Here is a 22,466-nt window from a genome sequence, read left to right on the forward strand (position 1 = left end):
ACTGCTCCCCTCAGTGCAGGTTGGGCTGGTTGCCCATGCCTTTTTCGTCAATCATCCGACCGGTGCGGAACCGGTCGAACCGATAGGCGGTCGCAGTTGGGTGCGGTTCATCTCTTGCCAGCAGATGGGCGAAGCAATGGCCGGATGCCGGGGTCGCCTTGAACCCGCCGTAACACCAGCCTCCATTGAAATAGAGCCCATCGATATCGGTTCGGTCGATGATCGGCGAGCCGTCCATGGACATATCCATGATCCCGCCCCACATCCGCAGCAGACGCGCCCGTCCGATCATCGGCATCAGCGCCATTCCGCCTTCGCAGACATCTTCGACCACCGGAAGGTTGCCGCGCTGCGCATAAGAGTTGTAGCCGTCCAGATCGCCGCCAAAGACCAGTCCGCCCTTGTCTGACTGGCTAACATAGAAATGCCCGGCACCAAAGGTGATGACACCCGGCAGGACGGGTTTTAGCCCTTCCGAGACAAATGCCTGAAGGACATGGCTTTCGATAGGCAGGCGCATCCCCGCCATCCCCATCAGCCGCCCTGAGTTCCCGGCAACGGCGCAGCCAACCTTACCCGCGCCGATGAACCCTTTCGATGTCTCAACGCCCAGACACTTACCATCCTCGATACGGAAACCAGTGACTTCGCAATTCTGGATGATGTCGGCGCCGAAGCCATCCGCCGAGCGCGCGTAGCCCCACGCCACGGCATCATGACGCACGGTACCGCCACGCCGCTGCGCCAGCCCACCTTTGATCGGGAACCGCGCGTCGTTAAAGTTCAGGAACGGATACTCCTTGCGCACCTGTTCGGCATCCAGCAACTCGGCATCCGCGCCGTTCAGGATCATCGCGTTGCCGCGCCGCGTGAAGGCATCGCGCTGAGCGTCCGAGTGGATCAGGTTGATGATCCCGCGCTGACTGACCATGGCGTTGTAGTTGACGTCTTGTTCCAGACCCTCCCACAGCTTCAGGGAGAACTCGTAGAATGGCTCATTTCCATCCAGCAGATAGTTCGAGCGCACAATCGTCGTGTTACGTCCGACATTGCCACCGCCGATCCAGCCCTTTTCGATCACTGCGATATTGCGGTGGCCGTATATTTTGGCAAGATAATGAGCTGTCGCCAAACCATGGCCACCACCACCTATGATAACGATGTCATAGTGCGGCTTGGGTTCAGGATCGCGCCACACCGGTTTCCAGCCCTTGTGGCCGGTAAGCGCCTCCTTTATGACTTTGAAGCCAGAATATCGCATGAATCGGACCTTTTTTGCCAGATTTACTGCAACCCCGCTAGATTGATACTCTCAAATCCGACATCGATATTGCTGAATCGGACCTAAAAACTACCGATATCACTACGCCTTCAAGCGTCAGAACCAAACAGCATAACCTGAATGTCCGCAACATTCGTTCCGGTCGCACCGGCCATCAAAAGATCCCCCGAAAGTGTCAAAGCCTTGTGGCTGTCGTTGTTTGCCAACAGGGAGCCAGGGTCTTGTCCGGCTCGACGGATACGGTTGAACGTCCCGGCATCCACAATCGCACCGGCCGCCGGGGTTGGCCCGTCGCGGCCATCCGTACCGCCGCTGAGAAAGACCCAGTCACCGTCAATTTTGTGCTCTTGCATCAGTTGAGCGACACGCAGCGCCAATTCCTGATTGCGCCCTCCAATACCTGTACCTTGCAATCGCACAGTTGTTTCACCACCAAACAGCAGCGCGGTCGGGCGTTTAGGCGTCACTGATAGCGCGGCTTGCACAATATGTTCCGCTGCGTCAGATACGTCACCGATCAGCGTATTGGACACAATTTCAGCCCGGCAGATCTGCGCTGCACAAGTATGAGCGGCTTCAAGAGCGATTGTGTTCGAGCCGATCAAGTGATTGGCCGCCTCAGTTGCCAAGGATTGTTCCGAAATGCTTCGTTCCAGATGGGCGCGCGCGGATTCTGGTAACCGATGCCAGATCCCGGCCTCTATGCAAGTCCTTCGGGCGTCGGCGTGATTTCCAATGGGTAGAGTGGTCGGTCCGCTGGCAACAGCACGCAGGTCATCGCCAATCACATCCGACAGAATATAGGCCGTGACCGGGGCAGGTGAGCCGTGCCTCAGAAACCCACCGCCCTTGAGGCGGCTCAGGTGCTGACGCACAAGATTCATCCGCACGATGTCGAGCCCGGAGGACAGCAAAACCTCGTTGACCGTGATTTTGTCCGACAGGGTCAACCCTTTGACAGGCGTGGGAACCAAGGCCGATCCCCCGCCCGAGATCAGCGCAATAATCTGATCTTCCTCACGTGCTGCTTTGAGCAGGGCGATGATCTGTCTCCCGGCTTTCAATCCGCGTTCGTCTGGCACGGGGTGCGCGCAGGTCAACACGGTCGCTCCGTCCACATCGGTCTGGTTTTCAGCATGTGTCACGGCCAGGGCGACGTGGTCGCCCTGAACATGTTGCAATGCCTCTGCCATCATGGCAGGCGCAGCTTTTCCAAAAGCGATAAGGATGCTGCGCCCGCCCTGTTTTGGCGCAGGAAACGGTGCCGCCCGCAATCGTCTGCGCAGCGAAACCGCCGGATCCGCGGCGGTGACCGCCGCAGCGAAGATGGTTGTGGCGCTATCCCACAGATTTATTGAGGATTGCGCAGTCATAGTTCGCTCATGCGGCAGCGATCTGACCCGCCTTTTCGACCAACACTTCCGCTTGGCGGATCGAGGCATAGTCAATCAGGCGACCATCCAAAGACACGGCGCCTTTGCCGGACGCTTCGGCCTCGGCCATTGCCACAAGAATGCGCTGAGCCTTGTTCACTTCGGCATCCGAGGGTGACATAACCTCGTTCGCCAGGGTGATCTGGCTGGGGTGAATGGCCCATTTTCCTTCGCAGCCCAGAACTGCTGCACGTTTGGCTGCGGCGCAATAACCGTCCGGATCCTGAAAATCTCCAAACGGTCCGTCAATGGGGCGAAGGCCATTGGCGCGAGCAGCGACCACCATGCGCGCCAGCGCGTAGTGCCACATGTCGCCCCAGTGGGTCAGTCGACCGCCGTCGGCGTCTGCATCCGTCAGAACGGAGTAATCCGGGTTCACGCCACCAATGATCGTTGTTCGTGCACGGGTCGAGGCCGCGTAATCTGCAACACCAAAATGCAGGCTTTCATTGCGTTTGGATGCGGCAGCGATCTCGGTGACATTCTGCATACCAAGAGCGGTTTCGATGATGTGCTCAAACCCGATCCGCTTGTTGTATCCCTTGGCGTCCTCGATCTGGGTCACCAACATGTCGACAGCGTAAACATCAGCGGCGGTCCCGACCTTCGGGATCATGATCAGATCAAGGCATTCACCAGCCTGTTCGACGACGTCCACAACATCGCGGTACATATAGTGCGTATCAAGCCCGTTGATCCGAACAGACATCGTCTTGGCACCCCAGTCGATATCGTTCAGCGCCTCAATGATATTCTTGCGGGCTTGCTCTTTTTCGTCAGGTGCTACGGCATCTTCGAGATCAAGGAAGATGACGTCAACGTCCGACTGCGCGGCCTTTTCGAACATGCCGGACTGGCTGCCTGGTACAGCCAATTCGCTGCGGTTCAACCGGGCAGGGGCTTGGTCAATGGAATGAAAGCTCATGGGTTTGGGTCCTTCGTCTTACAGGTTCGGGTAGATTGGGAATCTGGCGCTCAGACCGGCCACCTCGGTCCGCACTTTTGCCTCGACGGCGCTGTTGCCGTCTTCACCATTTACGGCCAAACCGTCGACTACCTCGATGATCCAGTCCGCGATCTGGCGGAACTCAGCCTCACCAAAACCGCGCGTGGTCCCGGCGGGTGAGCCCAGACGGATACCGCTGGTGACGGTTGGTTTTTCGGGGTCGAACGGCACACCGTTCTTGTTGCAGGTGATATGTGCCCGGCCCAGAGCCTTTTCGGTCGCGTTGCCCTTAACGCCTTTGGGACGCAGGTCGACCAGCACCACATGGGTGTCGGTGCCGTGGGTCACGGTGTCGAGGCCACCCTTGATCAGCTGATCTGAAAGGGCCTGCGCATTCACGACTACCTGTTTGATGTAGTCCTTGAACTCGGGGCGCAGTGCCTCGCCAAAGGCTACGGCCTTACCTGCGATCACATGCATCAGCGGGCCGCCTTGAATGCCTGGGAAGATGGCCGAGTTTACCTTTTTGGCAATCGCCTCGTCATTGGTCAGTATCATGCCACCGCGCGGACCACGCAGGGTTTTGTGCGTTGTGGTGGTGGCAACATGCGCGTGTGGGAAGGGCGAGGGATGCTCACCCGCGGCAACCAGACCGGCAATATGGGCCATGTCCACGTGCAGATAGGCAACAACCATGTCTGCAATCTCGCGCATACGGGCGAAATCAATAGTGCGTGGAATGGCCGAACCGCCCGTGATGATCAGCTTGGGCTGATGTTCCTTCGCCAGCACTTCGATCTGATCATAGTCGATCAAGTTGTCCTGCTTGCGCACGCCATAATGAACGGCGTTGAACCACTTGCCCGACTGGTTCGGGGCGGCGCCGTGCGTTAGGTGACCACCTGCATCCAGCGACATGCCCAGAATGGTATCACCCGGTTTGATCAGCGCCTGGAAGACACCTTGGTTGGCCTGAGAGCCTGAGTTGGGCTGCACGTTAGCGAAGTCGCATCCGAACAGCTGCTTGGCGCGGTCGATCGCGAGGTTCTCGGCAATGTCGACGAACTGACAACCGCCATAGTACCGGCGACCAGGATACCCTTCGGCATATTTGTTGGTCATAACCGAGCCCTGCGCCTCCATCACGGCGGCAGAGACGATGTTTTCCGAGGCGATCAGTTCGATCTCGTCGCGCTGGCGGCCCAATTCGGATGTGATCGAGCCGAAAAGCTCAGGGTCACGATCCGCGAGGGATTGGGTGAAAAAACCTTGGGTGCGTTGCGGGGCGTTCACGTTGAAACCTCCTGAAAAGGGTTAGCCAGTCCAGCCAAGGCCAGCGGAAATGGCGTTCATGGATTGCAGCAAAGGCACAGGAACCGATCCCGCCTTTGGTTCGCTTCGGGCCTGTCGCAGCAATTCGACTTGCAGCGCGTGAATGCGGGCCAGTTCGGACCGCTTACGATCAATCCGCTCGCACAGACGAGGAAAACGGTGACCGATGGTCTGACCGCCGGTCAGAAACTGCACAGCGCTGCAGGCACTGTCGTATTCCGTTTTGATAGCCAGCGAGATGCGTTGACGGGTCTCTGCATCGGGGACCAATTCGCTGTATCGTGCGGCGATATCCATATCCGCCTGATAGAGCGATTTCTCCATCTCATCGACCGCGAGGCGGAACAGGCGAGAATCATTAAACATGTCCTGCAGTACTTCATCACCGCGCACGCCACGGAATTTACGAAAGCTGGTCATGGCCGCGCCAAACCCGTACCACCCGGTGATCAGGTGACGGTTCTGCGACCACGCAAAAACCCATGGAATGGCCCGCAGGTCATCCAGACTGGCCGCGCCGAACCGGCGGGTGGGGCGGGACCCGATTTTCAGGCGGGCAAGCTCTTCGACCGGGCTGGCTTGCTGGAAATAATCCAGAAAGCCCGGCATCTGCAGAAGCGAGACATAGGCCGTCTGCGACAGTTCCGACAGAGCATCCAGCGCGTCGTCGAACTCGGGCCGGGCAGGGGTTTCGCCGGGGTTGGCTGTATGGCGCAGCGTGCTTGAAAGCAGCAATTCCAGATGCGCCGCAGCCGTACCGCGGTTGGCATATTTGGTTGAAACAACCTCACCCTGTTCGGTCACCCGCAACCGCCCGGCAATTGTTCCACTGGGTTGCGCGGCGATGGCACGTCCGGTAGGTGCGCCGCCTCTGCTGACCGAGCCGCCGCGACCATGAAAAAATGTGGCTTTGAAGCCTTGCGAGGCCAGTGCCGACACGGTTCGGCGTTGGGCACGCTCCAGCTCCCATGTTGAGCAGAAATAGCCGCCATCCTTGCCGCTGTCAGAATATCCCAACATCACCTCGATCACGTTACCGTCCGTTTTGAGGCTGCGGCGCGCGAGCGGAATGCCTAAAACATCCAGCAGGATCGCCGGGGCGTTACGCAGATCGGCAATCGTTTCAAACAGCGGAACCACCGAAATATCCAGTGTCTCGGACCCGAACCCGGCAAAGCGGGCCAGCAGGTAGACGCCGAGAATATCATCGGCAGAACGGGTCATAGACAGGATGAACGGACCGATTGCCTTGGGATCTGGCCCTGATCGCACGCTATTGACTAGCGCCAGAAGGGCAAGCAATTCCTGTGCCTGTTCGCTCAGCGCGTCGCGGTTTTGATAAGTCAGGTTCTGATCCGACAATTCGGTTCGCAAACGGGCAGACCATTCGGCCGTGCCATAGTCCGGAGTCTGCCCGGATTGTGACCAGATTTCGGCCAGAACATCGGTTGTGACGGTCGAATTCTGGCGGATATCCAATGTTGTGGTTCGGAACCCGAAAACCGTCGCAGCACGGCGCAGGGGGCGGATATGCCGTCGCGCCAGAATATCGGCGTTGACCGCGCATAATGCGTTATCAAGCGCGTCAAGGTCGCTCACGAATTGTGAGATGTGATCATAGCCGCCATCTGTCAGCCGATGGCGAATGGCATTGAGAGCTTGCCGAAACGGTTCGTTCCGATTGCGGCCAGCATCCGGAAACCGGTCGATTATTACTTGTATACGCGCCCTGTTGAGCTCGGGCAGCGGCAATATGAGTGCACTTATACTCAGCCTGCTTGCAGCCTGATCAAGGGCCTGACGGTAAAGGTCAAGAACCGTTTCACGCCCGCGTTGCAAAGCCAGTGCGGTCATCTCGGTCGTGACATTCGGATTGCCGTCCCGATCGCCGCCGATCCAGCTGTGAAAGCGGATATCGGGTGTTTCATTCAGGGTCTGGCCCAGCACATGCAGGCAGGCCTGATCGAACCGATCCATGACCTGCGGGACGGCGTCAAAGATTGCATCCCGGAAGAATTGCAACCCCCATTCAATCTCATCGTGCAGGCTTGGGCGTGTCAGGCGAAGTTCACCAGTCAGCCACAGAAGATCGATCTCACCTTCCAGACCATTCAGCAATTCGGCGCGTTCGGTCGGAGTCCAGCGTTGGGTTTCAAGGCCGACGAGGTTGCGGTAGATCCGCCGGTGAATTTCCAGAACAGTGACCCGTTTGGCCTCGGTCGGATGCGCGGTCAGGGTGGGACCTGCACACAGATCAGCGGTCAGCTTTTCCGTCTGGCGATTTGTCAGGGACAGGTCAGACAAAACCTTGGCGAATCCGCCTTCGACCGCTTCGGCTCCGCTTTGGGTCTCGGTCAGGCGCCGGTCCCGGACTTCTGCGTTTTCATCAATGATGCGCAACAGTTGGAACCAGATCGACAGGGCTTGTAAGTATGGCGTTGCTTCGGGTCCGGTGGGGATTGGTTGCAACGGCGTGGCCTCGGCCCAGGTCGCTACATGGGGCGCCCGTTTCTGCAGAATGTTCCGCCACAACACCCGCAATTCCGAGCGCAACCCTTCGGAGTAGTTTGAGGGGTCCGCGTAGGGCGGAATATTTCGGGCCAGCGCTTGCATCAGATCACCTGATCCCGCGGAGTGCGGCCCGCAAAAAAATCGCCGAGATTGTCGAGAACGCGGAACCCCATGGCTTCGCGGGATTCGCGCGTGGCGCTGCCCAGATGGGGCAACATCACCAGACTGTCGCATTGCAACAGGTCCGGGCTAATCCGGGGTTCGCCATCAAAGACATCCAGCGCCGCGCCGCCGATCGTGTCGAACATCAGCGACTGTACCAGAGCGTGCTCGTCCACAACTTCGCCGCGTGCGGTGTTGATAAGGAATGCGCCAGGCTTCATCAGGTCGAGCCTGCGCCCGTTGATCAGGTGCCGGTTCTTCGATCCTCCGGGGCAATGCAGCGAGATGAAATCGCATTGTGGCAGCAAGTCATCGACCGTTGCGACCTGCGTTGCGTTGAACTGTTTCAGCACCTCGGCCGACACTGCGCTGCGGTTTTGGACCAGAATTTTCATGCCAAAGCCGTGATGCGCGCGCCGCGCCATTTCCTGACCGATCCGTCCAAAGCCGATAATGCCAAGCGTCTTGCCGCTGACCTTCGTGCCGACAAGGTGGGTCGGACGCCAACCGGACCAGTTTCCAGCGCGCAATTCACGCTCGCCCTCGCCAGTGCGACGGGCAACCATCAGCAGCAATGTCATGGCCAGATCGGCCGTACATTCGGACAGGACATCCGGTGTATTGGTCACGGTCATCCCGAGATCGCGCGCCGATGGTTCGCAGATATGGCTGTATCCCACGCCATAATTGGCGAGGATTTTAGTCCGCGCTGCGGGAACGTCCAGCGCCTCGGCGCTGAGCGTATCGGTGACCGTGGGCAGAACCGCGTCATAGCGTTTCAGAGCATCGCGGATTTCGGCCGGGGACATTGGTTTGTCCCCGGTATTGAGCACAGCGTTGTAGTTCTCGGTCAACTGCGCTTCGACCGCAGCAGGCCAACGACGGGTGACAAGAACCGAAGGCTTAACCATCACGCAGCCTTTCCCATGACACAGGCGATAGTTTCACCGATGACGGCAGGGTTTTCGGCAACGGTCACACCGGCGGCGGACAGAATCTCGACCTTTTCCGATGCACTTTCACCAAAAGCCGAGATAATCGCACCAGCATGGCCCATAGTCCGCCCTTTTGGCGCGGTCAAACCTGCAACATAGGCAATGACTGGTTTGGTGATGTGATCGCGGATATATTCAGCCGCTTCAGCTTCTTGCGGCCCGCCGATTTCGCCGATCATGGCGATAACCTCGGTATCCTCATCCCACTCAAAGCGTTCGAGAATGTCACGGAACGAGGAACCGTTGATCGGATCACCCCCGATGCCGACGCTGGTCGAAACTCCGATACCGCGCTCTTTCAGCTGCGCAGCAGCCTCATAGCCAAGCGTCCCCGAGCGGCCAATGATGCCGACATTGCCCGGCAGGTAGATATGTCCGGGCATGATCCCCAACAAAGCCTTTCCGGGGCTGATGGTACCCGCGCAGTTCGGGCCGGTCAGCACCATGCGCTTGTCTTTGGGGTAGCGGTACATGTAGCGCTTAACACGGATCATGTCCTGCGCCGGGATCCCGTCGGTGATGCAGACGCAATAGCGGATACCCGCGTCAGCAGCTTCCATGATTGAGTCTGCGGCAAACGGCGGTGGTACAAAGACCAGGCTGGCATCGGCGCCGGTAGACTCGACGGCCTGTTTCACGGTGTCGAAAACGGGCACACCCTCGACGGTTTCGCCGCCTTTTCCGGGAACGACGCCGCCGACTACATTAGTGCCATATTCCAGCATATCCTTGGTATGAAAGCGCGCCATGCGTCCGGTGATGCCCTGAACGATTACGCGAGAGTCGCGGTCGAGAAGAATGCTCATTATACAGCCCTCACCTTGGTGTTTTGTATCAGGTCGTTCCGCCAGGCACCCACCGCCCGTTCTGCGGCTTCCATCAGCGTTGTGGCACGGATGATTGGCAGGCCGGATTTGGCAAGGATCTTCTGCCCTTCTTCGACGTTGGTCCCGGCAAGTCGCACAATGACAGGGATGTCAATTTCCAGATCGCGCAGCGCCTGTACGACGCCTTCGGCGACCCAGTCACAGCGGTTGATACCGGCAAAAATGTTGACCAACACCGCCTGAACGTTCTTGTCGGACAGAACCAGTCGGAAAGCCTTGGCAACACGTTCCGGCGAGGCGCCGCCGCCAATGTCGAGGAAGTTTGCAGGCTCGCCACCGGCCAGTTTGATCGTATCCATCGTGGCCATGGCCAGACCTGCACCGTTCACGATGCAGCCGATATTGCCTTCAAGGCCCACATAAGACAGCCCCCGGTCCGCCGCGCGGCTTTCGCGCGGGTCTTCCTGACTTTTGTCTCGCAGTTCGGAAATATGGGGATGACGAAACAATGCGTTGTCGTCAAAGCTCATCTTCGCATCCAGCGCCAGAACCCGGTCGTCGCCAGTGACGACCAGCGGGTTAATCTCAACCATGGTCGCGTCCAGTTCGTTGAAAGCAGCATAGCAACCCTGCAACGTGCGAACCATTTGCTGTACCAGACGGGGTTCAAGGCCCAGATTGAAAGCAACTTCGCGGGCCTGAAACTCCTGCAACCCTACGGCAGGCTCGACGATCGAACGCACGATGCTGTCAGGGCGCTCGGCGGAAATCTCTTCAATCTCCATTCCGCCTTCAGAGGAGGCTACGATCATGACTCGCTGGCTGGTGCGGTCCAGAACAAAGCCCAGATAAATCTCGCGATCGATCGGCACGGCGGATTCGACATAGACACGATAGATGCCCTTGCCTTCCGGTCCGGTCTGGTGGGTCACCAGCTTGCGGCCGAACATCTCGTCGCAGGCAGTATGTATCTCATTCTCGCTATTACACAGCTTGACGCCTCCCGCTTTGCCGCGGCCACCTGCGTGGACTTGTGCTTTGACAATCCACTTGTCTCCGCCAAGCTCTCGGGCGCGATAGGCCGCCTGTTCAGGGCTATAGGCCAACGCGCCGGACGGTATGGCAACACCGAAGTTCGAAAGAACTTCTTTCGCCTGATACTCATGAATATCCATCTGCATTCCTCCCGTTTATGCAGTGTGTTCAAGCAGCGATCGACGTGCCGTAACGGCTTTCGAGCAACGCCTCGATGGCTTCGAAATCGACGGTGCCGCCCAGTTCGCGCATGGCTTCGGCGAACAGACGGATGATCTGGCTGATCGCCTGGCGGTTCAGTTGATTGAGGATGCCAATCCGGACCTGTACCGGTGCGCTGAGTGTCGGCCAGATGCCGAACCCGCGCGCCCGGCAATTCAGGACCAGCTCCATCTCGCGCCCGGCCAGTTCCGGCGGCAGGTTGAGGACCAGAAGGCTGGGCATATCCGAAGTCACTTCGCATCCCATCGCGGTTACGGCGTCACGCAGCACCTTTTCGTGCGTGCGGTACGAGCCCGACCGCTTTGCCAATCCTTCAGTCAGCGTCAGACGAAGGGATTCATGGAAGGCGGCCACAGCGTAGCCGGAATGGGTCCGGTGATAGGTACCTTTCTCGACGTCCTGCCCATCGACGATTCCCCAATGACGGGCCTCGAAAATGGGATTGTGGACATAGCTGTAGGCACCTGTTGATTTCAGGCTGTCGATATATTCATCGGAAAAGCTGACCGGCGCATAGGTCAATGGCAAACAGCACAGGCCCTTTTGCGGGCACGAGGCCCAGCCAGCGATGCCCGGATAGTCGTCGATCCGGAAATCTTCGACACCCAAAGACGAAACGGCATCAATCAGACCCATTGCGCCGTGACGTTCACAGGCATCCGAGAACCCGCGCAGATCATTGATACGACCTGAACCCGTTTCCCAATGCGCCATGAACGCCCATTTCGGCTTGTGCTCGGCCAGTGCGGCCTCGACCATTTCCCCGGTCACCGACTGGCCATGCAGTACGTCGATGACGGTGACACCGGCGGCCAGCGGGTCCAGAGGGTTGGCGGCATGCTCTTCCGGCGTTGCCGCCTTGATGCGAAGGGTCAGCGTGTCGATGTCTGAAAATGTGCCGTTGTTAAATGCAACAACCTTGTCGCCGGGCATGACGGCCGAGAACATGGTGTCCAGCGCGCTCCAGCCGGTGCCTGCGACTGCGAATGTATATGTATTCGAAGTGCCCCAGATCTCGCGCAGCATGTGCTTGCATTCGACCATGCCGCGCAGAACGTCGCCTTGCATGTGATCCGCAACTCCGGTGTTGGTGAAGGCCTGAAGTACGCGAGCGTCAGTGTTGCCCGGCCCCGGACCAGCAGCCAGCGTCTCAGGGATTTCGAGCGTGGGGTAAATATGGAAAGTCATTCGATCCTCCTTAGATCGTCGGGGTGGTCGACCACGCCCAAATATCGTGTTGTGGATCAGAAGAGCGTTGCTTGCATCATCGCGCAACGTAACTTACTACTGCTTTGGGACTTCTAATTGAATGGGAAAAAACCTACCCATTTTGGCAAGGATACCGGTGTATACCAAGATCTGCCCTATACTTATGGGTAGTAAATCTGAAATTTGGGCGTAATATCAATGACAGAACCTTCACAGCAACCGATTGACGTAATGCTTGCGGACAACAATCCGCTCGTGCTGTCGGCCATGTCCGAAATTTTCGAGCGTGATCTGCGATTCTCTCTGGTCGCTACTTCAGCTACCGCCGAAGGGTTCCTGGGCGCCGTTATGAGAGTCCCGGTCAAGGTTTGCGTGATTGCCTGGAATTTGCCGGTTCTGGGGGCAGCCAAACTGATCGAGGTCCTGCGCGAACAGGAAAATGCGCCCCGCTTTGTCGTTTATGGTGATGAACTGGGTGACGTTCCGCGTCTTGCTATGCAGGCGGGGGCCGCTGGGTTCGCATCCCGATCAGGTGAGGTTGACGGGTTGCTGGAAACTTGCGCCGACGTGGCCGACGGGAAGATGGTGTTCCCGTTCATCGACGTCCGCAAGATGCAGCGGGACCCAATTCACAGCCTGTCCCGAAAAGAGCGTGTCATCCTTGAAGCCCTGGCCAAAGGTCTATCCAACCGCGAGCTTTCGAGAGACCTGCAAATCTCGACGAACACCGTCAAGTTTCACTTGTCCAATATCTACGAAAAGCTCTCAGTTAAAAATCGGGCTCAAGCGATTGCATTCTTCTACTCTTCTGGCGCAGCCTCAGGTTAATTGAATTGCTCCAATGGCCGAGCGTGTACTATCGAACGTGCAATATGTGAGCGATACCTGAGCGGTGTAAGGAGTCGATTCCGGTAGGGGGCAGGATTGTATCATAAGGGATCGGAGACTTTCGTCGCGCCAGACAGCCAACATCCCATTCTCAGGGCTGTTGGCTGAAGTTCCGTCAGATCAAGTTTACTGTTCACGCCGCCCGCGATGACCCCAATATTAATGTGATGCTGCTCTGCACCTTTGGCCGACATTCTAGCTTTCTCAGTTAGGCGCGCGCTTTTTTCCAAGCCTCGAAGGAAGGGCGGATCAGCGAGCTGTCAAACTCAATGTTTGGCTTGTGCTTCTTTCCCTTTGGGTGCCGTAATTTTTTTTCAGGTATTGCCCATTTTATCCAATTCTGCGGATGGTCGGGGTTTGGCTTGCCATTCTCCGTTACCTGCCAAGGGTCAAAGTTGACTCTGAACGACCGGCTGCGGAATCCGATCCCGTTCGCCCTGTGTGCGATGATGTCGAATGCCTCGAAAAGCATGCGCTCACATTTATCGTCAAAATCACTCTCTACCTTACCTTCAGCCCAGTACTTCTGATACGCTGAAGCGCTATAGCTGTGCAGAATCTCCAGTGCCGATGCCCAGTCGCAAAGCGGATGCCGCGCGATAGCAAGGATAAACGGAGCAGAATAGAGATCTTGCCCATGCGCTACTTCGTGCAAATCATCGGCGGAGAACTCGGCAAATACTGCCTCAATCTTTTCAATCGAATCGCTGTCGCAGACCAAAGGCTCGGCCGTTTTCCACTCCGCACGCAACAATTCTTCCTGCGTAGGTGGGTCATAAGAGAACGGTAAACCTGGCCTGCGCTCTAAGGCCCGTTCCAGCCGTGGGAACCTGCGAAGCGACCGCACTGCGTCAAAGGCATGTAACGCGTCTTCCACCTGGGGATGTACGGGACCAAACCGCTTCCACAGATCGAGTACAAAGTCTTCGAACTCAGACACAGGCAACACGCGCGCGACCCACCCACAAAGACACTTACCTTCGTATACTATTGATTTCAGGTCTTCGGTTGTTACCTCGGGCAGAGGCAAACGCGATGCTCGTTCAGTCTCGGCATTGGCCTTATCCAGAGCGGAAAGCGCGGCATCCAACTCTGGAGAGGGGGTCGGTTCGGTCGATGCATCACGGGGCGGTTCTCTTGGAAGCCCCGCTTCCTCGCGCAAGTGCTGGACCTCTCGCCAGATGGTCGCACCAGCCTTGACTGCCTGATCATGCTCCGGGTGGCGGCGGCTTTTTTGCAACTGCTCCATCAACGCGTACACATAGGCATGATAGGATTTTGCTAGAGGATCGGCGTTTTCCAACGCACCCGATGCAAGGTAACCTTCCCATTCCCGTGACGCTTTTTCCTGGACGGCATTAATCCGAGCGACACGTGCCTTAAACTCAGCTCTTTTATCTCCTTCTGTTTGATTCTCGCGCTTGCCCTTCAAAAAACGGAATCGCGACCAAATCACTTGTCCTGCCATCGTTCTTCCTTTCGATCACTGAGCCTGCCTATGCCGTTTCATGATTTCCGTGACGGTATTCTTGGAAATGCCCAGATCGCGGGCAATCCAGCAATATGATCGCCCATCAGCAACCGCCTGAATGACATGCGGTGAGAGTTTGTCAGATTTTGGGCGTTGACCGGGCTGACGACCAAGTTTCTTGCCGCGCGCACGAGCGGCTGCAAGGCCGGACTTTACTCGTTCGCTGAGCAAGTCTCGTTCAAACTGTGCAATCCCCGCCAGCATTGTCGCCATCATACGGCCATGTGGTGTGTTCAGCTCGAATGTTATGCCAATCATGGCCACGACTGAAACTTTCCATCCCGCAAGCTGTTCCAGCGTTTCCCGGGCCGTGTTGCATAGATCAGTGTCCACTCGGAACACGCCCTACCCGAGACGGATTTCAGGCGGTGCGTTCGAAACTGGGACAGCCAAGTCCAGTCATCCGGTTGAGTACCGGGACGCCAATCCTGACTTCTGCTTTCTGATTTTCGAAGGTGCGCGCCTTAAGCTTAGACCCAATAACCACCTTCCAACTGCCCACAAGAGTTTCACCTCGGCTGCGTTGATTGTAACCAGTGGCTTTTTGCCAGGCCATTCTCCCACGGGCGGCGATCTCGGTGATATGGCCGTCTCGGGCCGTCGGGTCCTGGGCCGCGTTGGGGCTCATGATTGCGTTTATTGGCGGTGGAATCGTGTCCTCAATCGTCGATCCGAACCGGGCGGCAAGCAAATCAGATGTTGTTCTCCATCATAAGCTCCACCTGCCAGAAAGTGAGAGACGGGGCCGTCAACCTGATCCAAGAGAACTGGAAGCGCTGTCGAATCGCCGACGTCATCCTTGGTGAGATCGGAGCAGACGATCTCGCCACTGACAAGATCAAGGCCGAGGTGAAGTTTGCGCCAAGAGCGCCGTTTGCGGCTTGTTTTATGCTTTTGCTCAAACCACTCGCCCTCGCCGAAGACCTTCAGGCCGGTGCTATCGACAACCAGATGGACCGGGTCGGATCGGTCGGTTTTACGCGTTGCAGGCAAAGTCAGTCCCTTGCCTCGGCGCGAGAGTGTGGAGAAATCCGGCACCGCGATCTCGACACCTAGCAGGGTCGCGATGCTGCGCATGAAGCCTTGGGTCTGACGCAACTGTTGCTTGTAGACAGCGCTCAGGGTCAGGCAGATCTCGATCGCCAGGTCTGAATATGTCCGCTGACCGCCTCGTGTCGTTCGGCGCGGTGCTGACCACAGTCCAAGCGCATCATCGCTGATCCAGACAGTCAGATCACCGCGCCGCCGCAGGCTTTCGTTGTATTCAGTCCAGTTGGTCACCCTATACTTTTGCTTCGGGATCTTCTAACGACGAGCGGCGTTGAACTTGTGCGGCATTTACAGCATCCTCGACGAACAGAACGCATCCGATACCAGCGGGCCGAGGGTCCATGCAACAACGCCGTCGTTCAGCATCTGCAAATGTAAATGGAAGCGCTTTTCATCACAATTCAGAATTCGCGTCTCAATTCGAAGATGGTCAGCTACTTTGACTTCCCGCAGATAAAACTTGTGGTCCTCAAGCAGATAGATCGTACACCCGGTGCGCGCGCGATACTCAGCATCGAATCCGACCTCATCCTGCATCGCATCAACGGCGTAGCTGAACACCAGACCGTAATAGGCGTCTTGCATATGGCCGTTATAGTCGATCCACTCAGGCTTCACCGTGGTTTCAAAGGTGAACATCATTCCCAGTGTACCTCAAGATCATAAAAGCGCGCAGCGGTTTCGCTGAACACCGCTGAATGCGCCTCAGTGGGAACCAAATCACGGTATGCCTGCGCCAGGGTGGCGTAACTTCCATAGAGTTTGTCGACCGGGAAATTTGAGCCAAACATGACCTTCTTAGGCCCAAATTGTTCAAGGCATTCTTCAATGATTGGTCGAATGCTATCAGGGGTCCAGTTGTGATCGAACATTCCTAATCCTGAGAGTTTACACGAGACATTGGGCAAGTTGGACAGCGCCCGCAGATTTTGAGCCCATTTCTTCAGGCCTGCCGGGCTGCGGTCATGTGGCGATCCGGCATGGCACAGGGCGATACGAATATCCGGTGCCTGCGCCAGGACGCGGGCGGTCTTTTCCATCAGCTCGGGAATGAGTTGCAGATCAAAACTGAGATTGCGTTTTTCGGCTTCTCTTAGACCTCTTGGGAAACCGGGATCATCGAGTAGCGCGTTGGTGCCCGTTTGTGCATCCTCTCCCGGAGCGCGTCCTACGATTTGCCTGACACCTCGCACGGATGACAGGGTCTGAAAATTGTCGAGCTGAGTAGGCAAGTCCGACGTAGTCAAATCACAGAAGACAACCTGCGCGATCGGCCAGATCGGGTTCGCATCGGCGATAGACTGAACCCACCTGGCTTCGTCCAAAGCGTTTTCCGCCCCAACCTGGATATGAACCGAAGCTCGGACGCCGCAAGGCACAGCCTCTGACTGGAATTCATCTAACAAATAGTCTCGCTGAATGGGGGTTGGGTCGCCGAAGAACCGTTCTACCCCGCGCGCCATAAGCCAGGGGTAGTGTACGGCGTTCAGGTCCCATAGGTGGTGATGTGCGTCGATCCAACCAGTCATGTTCTCGGCACCTCTGCCATCCGGGCCAGAATATCGATACCTTGTTGCTTCCAAAAGTGCAGGAGGTCGATAAAGATCCAGTTTTCGGCCAGTTTGTCACCAGAACGCCGATAGATATCGATCACCCTGAACTCACCGATTTTTTCGGTGGCGGGCATGCCCATGAAACCGCCTGTGGGACGTGCGGAGAAGTTCGGCCACCCAAAGAAACCGCCATAGTGACCTTCGGCCATACGGCAGATATGTTTGGTTTTTGAACGGTCAGTAAACGAGGTCCGGAACGGCCTCGCATGTTGTTTTGCATAGCGCTCGATTGTGTAAGTCGCCCCTATGCCAGAGGGCCCCCACCAGATCATATCTTCACACCATGTGCGGCGCAGCTCGTCCTCAAGGCTCAGGCCGCTGTCCCATCGACCAAGATCTGCGATCATTGCATTGATCGCGGCCAAGGTACGGTCACCCTCTTCAGCGGGTTGTGTGTCAAACATCAGGCCATCATGGGTCATCGGTCCGGGTTGGACCAGCTGCGCGGCCGTCTGCGGCGGGAATGGCTGCAGACCGGCCTGCATCATGAGGTGCGGGATGTCGAAATACATCGCGGTCTCGGTAATTTTGCCGTTCTCGACCCTGCTGAACTCACAATATCGCAGAAAGGCCATCTTGCCTGTTGGAGCGATGCCCAGCCATGCATTGTCGAATAGGCCCATGAGATGTCCCATCGAAACAACCCAGACCGAGTTGAACCCGTCGATCTCGTTCTTTCCGGCCATGAATACGTCCATGCGGCGCTGCATCTTCGACAGGCTGCTTCTCAACGGAAGCCAAAATTCTTGCGCAACTTCTTTGGCGCCACGAAGTTCGTCAAACGGATGGAAGCCGCGCCACAGAAAGTCCTCGGCACAATAGTTTAAGATCGTATCAGGGATGGCTGATTCTTCTGTTTTGCACAGCGCATCATAATAATCCAGGACAACGCTTTTCTCGGCTTCATAAGGCATGTTGTTTACTTTCAGTGCTTTAACAGAAGGGAAGCAGCCGCCGCCGCCATTTTTGCATTCGCTTGCAAAAAATACTTGTCATACAGGCCGTCGGATGTCTATGCTTTTGCAATCGTATGCACTGATTGTGCGGCAGGGAGGACAGAATGGCCGAAATTCAACTTAGCAACGTTGGGAAACGTTGGGGATCGTTTGTTGGGGTCAACAATTTCGATCTGACCATAGCCGACAGGGAATTTCTCGTGCTCCTCGGCCCCTCAGGCTGCGGGAAGACGACAACCATGCGCATGATTGCTGGCCTCGAAGATGCGTCCGAGGGTGACATCCTGATCGACGGGCAGCGCGTCAACGACATGGAACCCAAGGACCGAGACGTTGCGATGGTGTTTCAATCCTACGCGCTCTATCCAAACATGAACGTATACGAGAACATCCGATTTCCGCTGAAGGTTCGCGGCATCGATCCCTCTACTCACGACGAGAAAGTGCGCCGTGCCTCGGCCATGGTTGAGCTGGACGACTTTTTGCACCGCAAGCCGGCGGAACTGTCCGGCGGTCAGCGACAGCGGGTGGCCCTGGCGCGTGCGATTGTTCGCGAGCCCAATGTGTTTCTGATGGATGAACCGCTGTCGAACCTTGATGCAAAACTGCGCGTTTCCACCCGCGCGCAAATCAAGAACCTCAGCCACGAACTTGCCGTTACCACGATCTACGTGACCCACGACCAGATCGAGGCGATGACCCTGGCCGACCGCGTGGTGATCATGAAGCAAGGTGTGGTTCAGCAGGTTGGCTCTCCGACCGATATATATGATGAACCTGCAAATACATTTGTGGCCAGCTTTATTGGCAACCCAGCGATGAACCTTGTCGATGGCGAGGTCCAGGGTGGTGTGTTCCGCGCTCAAAGCACAGAGGTGCACGGGCTGAACGTACCGGACGGTCCCTTCACGCTGGGCTTTCGCGCCGAGGACGCGAATGTTGTGGAAAGCGGTGGCGAGATCAATGCACCGATCTACACGCAAGAGCTGTTGGGCGACAGCACCATGGTCTCGGTTCGGATCGGTGGTGCACTGGTCTCGGTCAAAGCCGACAAGACCTATCGGGCCGAAATCGACGATCAGGTTTCGATCCATATCCATACAGATCACTGCCACTTGTTTGATGCACAAACCGGGGCGCGCCTGAACGGCTAAAGAGTGAAATTCAAACCCGTAGAGACGGGTTTAACCCGGGTGCAGGCTTCGAAGATGCACCCATCCACCTAGGAGGAATATCCATGTTTCTGAAGAAAGTAGCATTGGCCGGGTCGATGGCCGCCTTTGCCGCAAGTGCGGGCTATGCCTGTGAAATTGGCGGTCGGGTCAATATCGTTGGCAACGAATTTGCGGCCATTCAGGCCGTCGCGGCTGGCGCGAAGGAATGCACTGGGGCCTCGGTCGAATCCAACCTGACATCCGAGCACCAGACCATCAACGTGGCTGGTCTGTCGGGCAATCCGTCGGAATATACGACCGCCATCATCGCCAATAGCTCGCTTGTGGCGCTGATGAACGAAGACGTCATTCGCCCGCTCAATGATCTGGTGGAACAGCATGGCCAGGAACTGCAGCCTGGGCAGCTGATCAAGATTGGCGACAACATCATGGCCGTGGCGTTCATGGCCAACGCACAACATCTCATGTATCGCAGGGACATACTTGAGCAAGCCGGTGTCGAAGTGCCGACCACTTATGAGGAACTGCTCGAGGTTGCCAAAGCAATTCGCGAGCAGGGCATTATGCAAAACCCGGTTGGTGGCGCATATCAGGCAGGTTGGAACCTGGCTCAGGAATTCAACAACATGTTCCTTGGCTATGGTGGCACCCACTTCAAACCCGGCACCGCTGAACCCAACATCAACACCGAGGCCGGCGTCAACGCGCTGAACATGATGAAGGCCTTGTCGGAATACATGAATCCCGACTTCCTGACCCATGACTCCAATGCCACCAATGCCGAATACCGTGCAGGAAACGTTGCAATCATGAATATGTGGGGGTCGCGCGCATCGCAGCAGACCACGACCGAAGGCGTGCTGCAGGAGGTGATTGACGGTCACGCCATCGCAGCACCAATGACCGTTGGTGGCGGCTCTATTCCGGCCACTACCTTGTGGTGGGACGGCTGGACCGTCGGCAAGAATATTTCGGATGAAGAAGCAGAGGCTACTTTCATCGCTATGAAAAATGGTATCCGCCCGGACATGCTGAACGACGAAACCACGCCACTGGCAGTCTGGCTGATCGAAGGCTACGAACCATCTGAGGATGCGCAAGGTGTGTTTGCCGCAGCCAAGATGGGCACACCTCCTTATCCGATGTTGCCCTACATGGGTCTAATGCATAGCGCACTCGGCAACGAACTGGCTGATTTCATGCAAGGCAAGGAGAGTGCTGAACAAGCACTGGCCGATATCGAGGCAGCTTATCGTGCCGCCGCCATTGAACAAGGCTTCCTTAAATAAATGCCATTGTGCGGTTGGCCTTTGCCGCCGACCGCACACTCACTTCATGCGGGGACTTCGCTATGCGCCATAAGACATTCCTCTGGTTCTTCCTGCCCACCGGTCTGGCGATGTTGCTGTTCATCGCAATGCCAATCGTGTCTGTGGTGACCCAATCGATATTTGCACCGCACCCGGCTGTATTGATAGAGGTGGAGAGCTGCACGCCCCTCGTTGGATGTACAACCGAAACTACCGTCGATCAGGAAGCGACGGCCACACTGCGTGCCGAGAGTCCAATGGGCCGTTTCGTGGGATTGGGCATCTACTTTGACCGCGGCCACTTGGCGATACAGGAAGTTGGTCAAATTTGGGCCACGAATGACACATGGGACGGTTTTTTCTCCGAGCTTGGGAATCTGCCCTTCTACCGAGCGATGGCATTCACGCTGTCCTTCACTTTCATTGTGACCCCGCTCACGATCCTATTGGGGCTGGTAATTGCTCTGGCTGTCAATTCCCTGCATCGACACCTCAAGGGGTTGATGATTTTCTTCTCACTCTTGCCCATGATCGTGACGCCGCTGATCGGCTCGCTCATCCTGTTCTGGATGATCGACAGTCGCGGTGTCATTGGCAATGCCCTCGTAAACCTGGCCGGAGATCCTGATTTCAGTCTTAAGGCCTCGACCGGACTGATGTGGGTGGCGCTGATGGTCTACGGTATTTGGAGTTCAGCGCCGTTTGCATTCGTGGTCTTCTATGCCGGGCTGCAAACTCTGCCGAAAGACCAGATTGAAGCTGCTCAGATTGATGGGGCTACGCGCTGGCAACAGGTTAAGTTCGTAGTTGTTCCTCATCTGATGCCACTTGTTACATTTGTTGCTCTGATCCAGTTGATGGACAATTTCAAAGTGTTCGAACCAATCATCGGGTTCAGCGCGGGAGCACACGCGCAATCGCTGAGTACGTTCATCTTCAACGACATGAATGGTGAAACCAGACAACTGTCTTCCGCAGCCGCAACTTCTGTGATCACGATAATCGGGATCGCCATTCTTCTGTCGCCCGTGCTTGTCCGCACCTGGCGCGACTTTAAAGGAGCAAGATAACATGGCCAGCCGCGCACAAAGAATGCCCACAAGCCTTCGGATCGCCTCATCCCTGTTCGTGCTCCTTTGGTTTATTCTGGCCGCTTTTCCATTCCTATGGACGGTGTGGGGGTCGTTCAAGGTCGAGCTTGATTTCTTTTCGATTGCTGACTGGACCAACGCCCTGACCGGTGCCCGAACCGAGGCGGTCTATGGCTCACCATTCACCACCACCGGGTATGAAGGCGCGTGGATTCAGGAAGAGTTCTGGCGCAATGTTCTGAACACCGGCATCGTGTGTTTCTTTGTGGTCACGATCTCGCTGACCATTGGAACGCTGGGGGGCTATGCCCTGTCGCGGTCGACCTATAACTACACGTTCTGGCTTTTGATCACGGCATTGATCTTCCGCGCAATGCCACCGATCACGCTGGTCTCGGGATATCTGTTGCCCTTCTTTGAATGGAATATCTGGGGGATTCTTCCAACCACGATCATCGTGCTTGTTGCGATCAACCAGCCGTTCACGTTGTGGATGTTGCATTCCTTTTTCAAGAACATCCCGAGCGAGTTGGACGAAAGTGCCAAAGTCGATGGATGCAACCAGTTCCAGGCGTTCCGTCGCGTGATTATACCGGTGATGTGGCCGGGTGTAATCACAACAGGGCTGTTCTCGTTCCTTCTGGCCTATAACGACTTTGCCGTGGGGGCGATGCTGCTGTCAGAAAGCAACCGTACCATGGTGCCCGCCATTGCGGCGTTCCTTGGCACCACCCAGACCGAGGGCAACGTGATGTTCGCCGTTGCAGCCGTGGTTTCGGCCACAGTTCCACTGTTCATTCTGGTGATGTTCTTCCAGCGTCAGATTGTGGGCGGCCTGACTGCCGGGGCTGTGAAGGGCTGACTCCGATGGGACGTACTCCTCCTCAGTCCGTATCTG

General features: G+C 56.7%; 21 protein-coding genes. 5 read left to right on the top strand and 16 right to left on the bottom strand.

Annotation, left to right across the window (positions count from 1 at the left end):
- Positions 1–10: 10 nt before the first annotated feature.
- The 9 genes from BLU89_RS18945 to BLU89_RS18985 all read right to left on the bottom strand — a co-directional run bounded on the left by BLU89_RS18945 (position 11) and on the right by BLU89_RS18985 (position 11,933).
- A complete protein-coding gene (locus BLU89_RS18945; RefSeq protein ID WP_074738962.1) occupies positions 11–1,261 on the bottom strand; it encodes a sarcosine oxidase subunit beta family protein in 1,251 nt (416 codons plus the stop codon).
- A gap of 110 nt (positions 1,262–1,371) precedes the next feature.
- Positions 1,372–2,655, bottom strand: coding sequence for a glycerate kinase type-2 family protein (locus BLU89_RS18950; protein WP_074738964.1), 1,284 nt, complete (start codon positions 2,653–2,655; stop codon positions 1,372–1,374).
- A 7-nt stretch (positions 2,656–2,662) separates the two neighbouring features.
- Positions 2,663–3,640 carry an HpcH/HpaI aldolase/citrate lyase family protein gene (locus BLU89_RS18955; protein ID WP_074738966.1) on the bottom strand — a complete coding sequence of 326 codons (978 nt, stop codon included), beginning with the start codon at positions 3,638–3,640 and terminating at the stop codon, positions 2,663–2,665.
- A gap of 18 nt (positions 3,641–3,658) precedes the next feature.
- Entirely contained in the window at positions 3,659–4,954 is a 1,296-nt protein-coding gene (gene glyA, locus BLU89_RS18960; RefSeq protein ID WP_074738968.1) for a serine hydroxymethyltransferase, read from the bottom strand.
- Between the two features lie 21 nt (positions 4,955–4,975).
- The gene (locus BLU89_RS18965) at positions 4,976–7,606 is read right to left on the bottom strand and encodes a phosphoenolpyruvate carboxylase (RefSeq protein WP_074738970.1); all 2,631 of its coding nucleotides are present in this window, start codon (positions 7,604–7,606) and stop codon (positions 4,976–4,978) included.
- Positions 7,606–8,577, bottom strand: coding sequence for a 2-hydroxyacid dehydrogenase (locus BLU89_RS18970; RefSeq protein ID WP_074738972.1), 972 nt, complete (start codon positions 8,575–8,577; stop codon positions 7,606–7,608). Before BLU89_RS18970 ends, BLU89_RS18965 begins: the two co-directional genes overlap by 1 nt.
- Positions 8,577–9,467, bottom strand: a complete 891-nt coding sequence (sucD, locus tag BLU89_RS18975) for a succinate--CoA ligase subunit alpha (RefSeq protein ID WP_074738974.1) — start codon at positions 9,465–9,467, stop codon at positions 8,577–8,579. The genes BLU89_RS18970 and sucD overlap by 1 nt, the downstream gene beginning before the upstream one ends.
- Positions 9,467–10,663, bottom strand: coding sequence for a malate--CoA ligase subunit beta (locus tag BLU89_RS18980; RefSeq protein ID WP_074738976.1), 1,197 nt, complete (start codon positions 10,661–10,663; stop codon positions 9,467–9,469). The genes sucD and BLU89_RS18980 overlap by 1 nt, the downstream gene beginning before the upstream one ends.
- Before the next feature lie 28 nt (positions 10,664–10,691).
- The gene (locus tag BLU89_RS18985) at positions 10,692–11,933 is read right to left on the bottom strand and encodes a pyridoxal-phosphate-dependent aminotransferase family protein (protein WP_074738977.1); all 1,242 of its coding nucleotides are present in this window, start codon (positions 11,931–11,933) and stop codon (positions 10,692–10,694) included.
- A gap of 219 nt (positions 11,934–12,152) precedes the next feature.
- Between BLU89_RS18985 and BLU89_RS18990 the strand changes: the two genes are divergently transcribed.
- Positions 12,153–12,782, top strand: a complete 630-nt coding sequence (locus BLU89_RS18990; protein ID WP_245709796.1) for a response regulator transcription factor — start codon at positions 12,153–12,155, stop codon at positions 12,780–12,782.
- A gap of 268 nt (positions 12,783–13,050) precedes the next feature.
- On the opposite strand, the gene BLU89_RS18995 is transcribed toward BLU89_RS18990, so the two are convergent.
- Genes BLU89_RS18995 through BLU89_RS19020 form a run of 7 tightly spaced genes read right to left on the bottom strand, consistent with a single transcriptional unit; the run spans position 13,051 to position 17,950 of the window.
- Complete coding sequence (locus BLU89_RS18995) at positions 13,051–14,310, bottom strand: hypothetical protein (protein WP_074738979.1); 1,260 nt, start codon at positions 14,308–14,310, stop codon at positions 13,051–13,053.
- Positions 14,311–14,325: 15 nt separating this feature from the next.
- Positions 14,326–14,706: a recombinase family protein gene (locus BLU89_RS19000; RefSeq protein WP_245709797.1), complete on the bottom strand. Its 381-nt coding sequence runs from the start codon at positions 14,704–14,706 to the stop codon at positions 14,326–14,328.
- Between the two features lie 28 nt (positions 14,707–14,734).
- Entirely contained in the window at positions 14,735–15,001 is a 267-nt protein-coding gene (locus BLU89_RS22005; protein WP_425441418.1) for a hypothetical protein, read from the bottom strand.
- A gap of 8 nt (positions 15,002–15,009) precedes the next feature.
- The gene (locus tag BLU89_RS19005; protein WP_425441419.1) at positions 15,010–15,654 is read right to left on the bottom strand and encodes an IS5 family transposase; all 645 of its coding nucleotides are present in this window, start codon (positions 15,652–15,654) and stop codon (positions 15,010–15,012) included.
- A gap of 57 nt (positions 15,655–15,711) precedes the next feature.
- Positions 15,712–16,065: a thioesterase family protein gene (locus tag BLU89_RS19010; protein WP_074738981.1), complete on the bottom strand. Its 354-nt coding sequence runs from the start codon at positions 16,063–16,065 to the stop codon at positions 15,712–15,714.
- Positions 16,062–16,952 carry an amidohydrolase family protein gene (locus tag BLU89_RS19015; protein WP_074738983.1) on the bottom strand — a complete coding sequence of 297 codons (891 nt, stop codon included), beginning with the start codon at positions 16,950–16,952 and terminating at the stop codon, positions 16,062–16,064. Before BLU89_RS19015 ends, BLU89_RS19010 begins: the two co-directional genes overlap by 4 nt.
- Entirely contained in the window at positions 16,949–17,950 is a 1,002-nt protein-coding gene (locus BLU89_RS19020; protein WP_074738985.1) for a nuclear transport factor 2 family protein, read from the bottom strand. Before BLU89_RS19020 ends, BLU89_RS19015 begins: the two co-directional genes overlap by 4 nt.
- Positions 17,951–18,096: 146 nt before the next feature.
- Between BLU89_RS19020 and BLU89_RS19025 the strand changes: the two genes are divergently transcribed.
- The 4 genes from BLU89_RS19025 (at position 18,097) to BLU89_RS19040 (ending at position 22,430) form a co-directional block, all read left to right on the top strand.
- Entirely contained in the window at positions 18,097–19,146 is a 1,050-nt protein-coding gene (locus BLU89_RS19025) for an ABC transporter ATP-binding protein (RefSeq protein ID WP_074738987.1), read from the top strand.
- An 83-nt stretch (positions 19,147–19,229) separates the two neighbouring features.
- On the top strand, positions 19,230–20,456 hold the full coding sequence (locus BLU89_RS19030; protein ID WP_074738989.1) for an ABC transporter substrate-binding protein: 1,227 nt from the start codon (positions 19,230–19,232) through the stop codon (positions 20,454–20,456).
- 62 nt (positions 20,457–20,518) lie between these two features.
- Positions 20,519–21,547, top strand: coding sequence for a carbohydrate ABC transporter permease (locus BLU89_RS19035; RefSeq protein ID WP_074738991.1), 1,029 nt, complete (start codon positions 20,519–20,521; stop codon positions 21,545–21,547).
- 1 nt (position 21,548) lies between these two features.
- The gene (locus BLU89_RS19040) at positions 21,549–22,430 is read left to right on the top strand and encodes a carbohydrate ABC transporter permease (protein WP_074738993.1); all 882 of its coding nucleotides are present in this window, start codon (positions 21,549–21,551) and stop codon (positions 22,428–22,430) included.
- Positions 22,431–22,466 lie beyond the last annotated feature (36 nt).

Source organism: Ruegeria halocynthiae, assembly GCF_900106805.1.
GTDB lineage: Bacteria > Pseudomonadota > Alphaproteobacteria > Rhodobacterales > Rhodobacteraceae > Ruegeria > Ruegeria halocynthiae.

What these genes read in the sequence shown, in the direction of transcription:
- BLU89_RS22005 (WP_425441418.1), bottom strand. Translation starts at nt 15,001, where the DNA reads ATGAGCCCCAACGCGGCCCAGGACCCGACGGCCCGAGACGGCCATATC.
- BLU89_RS19030 (WP_074738989.1), top strand. Translation starts at nt 19,230, where the DNA reads ATGTTTCTGAAGAAAGTAGCATTGGCCGGGTCGATGGCCGCCTTTGCC.
- BLU89_RS18990 (WP_245709796.1), top strand. Translation starts at nt 12,153, where the DNA reads ATGACAGAACCTTCACAGCAACCGATTGACGTAATGCTTGCGGACAAC.
- BLU89_RS18980 (WP_074738976.1), bottom strand. Translation starts at nt 10,663, where the DNA reads ATGGATATTCATGAGTATCAGGCGAAAGAAGTTCTTTCGAACTTCGGT.
- BLU89_RS19010 (WP_074738981.1), bottom strand. Translation starts at nt 16,065, where the DNA reads ATGATGTTCACCTTTGAAACCACGGTGAAGCCTGAGTGGATCGACTAT.
- BLU89_RS18945 (WP_074738962.1), bottom strand. Translation starts at nt 1,261, where the DNA reads ATGCGATATTCTGGCTTCAAAGTCATAAAGGAGGCGCTTACCGGCCAC.
- sucD (WP_074738974.1), bottom strand. Translation starts at nt 9,467, where the DNA reads ATGAGCATTCTTCTCGACCGCGACTCTCGCGTAATCGTTCAGGGCATC.
- BLU89_RS18995 (WP_074738979.1), bottom strand. Translation starts at nt 14,310, where the DNA reads ATGGCAGGACAAGTGATTTGGTCGCGATTCCGTTTTTTGAAGGGCAAG.
- BLU89_RS18965 (WP_074738970.1), bottom strand. Translation starts at nt 7,606, where the DNA reads ATGCAAGCGCTGGCCCGAAATATTCCGCCCTACGCGGACCCCTCAAAC.
- BLU89_RS18955 (WP_074738966.1), bottom strand. Translation starts at nt 3,640, where the DNA reads ATGAGCTTTCATTCCATTGACCAAGCCCCTGCCCGGTTGAACCGCAGC.
- BLU89_RS19040 (WP_074738993.1), top strand. Translation starts at nt 21,549, where the DNA reads ATGGCCAGCCGCGCACAAAGAATGCCCACAAGCCTTCGGATCGCCTCA.
- BLU89_RS18950 (WP_074738964.1), bottom strand. Translation starts at nt 2,655, where the DNA reads ATGACTGCGCAATCCTCAATAAATCTGTGGGATAGCGCCACAACCATC.
- BLU89_RS19035 (WP_074738991.1), top strand. Translation starts at nt 20,519, where the DNA reads ATGCGCCATAAGACATTCCTCTGGTTCTTCCTGCCCACCGGTCTGGCG.
- BLU89_RS19020 (WP_074738985.1), bottom strand. Translation starts at nt 17,950, where the DNA reads ATGCCTTATGAAGCCGAGAAAAGCGTTGTCCTGGATTATTATGATGCG.
- BLU89_RS19015 (WP_074738983.1), bottom strand. Translation starts at nt 16,952, where the DNA reads ATGACTGGTTGGATCGACGCACATCACCACCTATGGGACCTGAACGCC.
- BLU89_RS18985 (WP_074738977.1), bottom strand. Translation starts at nt 11,933, where the DNA reads ATGACTTTCCATATTTACCCCACGCTCGAAATCCCTGAGACGCTGGCT.
- BLU89_RS18970 (WP_074738972.1), bottom strand. Translation starts at nt 8,577, where the DNA reads ATGGTTAAGCCTTCGGTTCTTGTCACCCGTCGTTGGCCTGCTGCGGTC.
- BLU89_RS19025 (WP_074738987.1), top strand. Translation starts at nt 18,097, where the DNA reads ATGGCCGAAATTCAACTTAGCAACGTTGGGAAACGTTGGGGATCGTTT.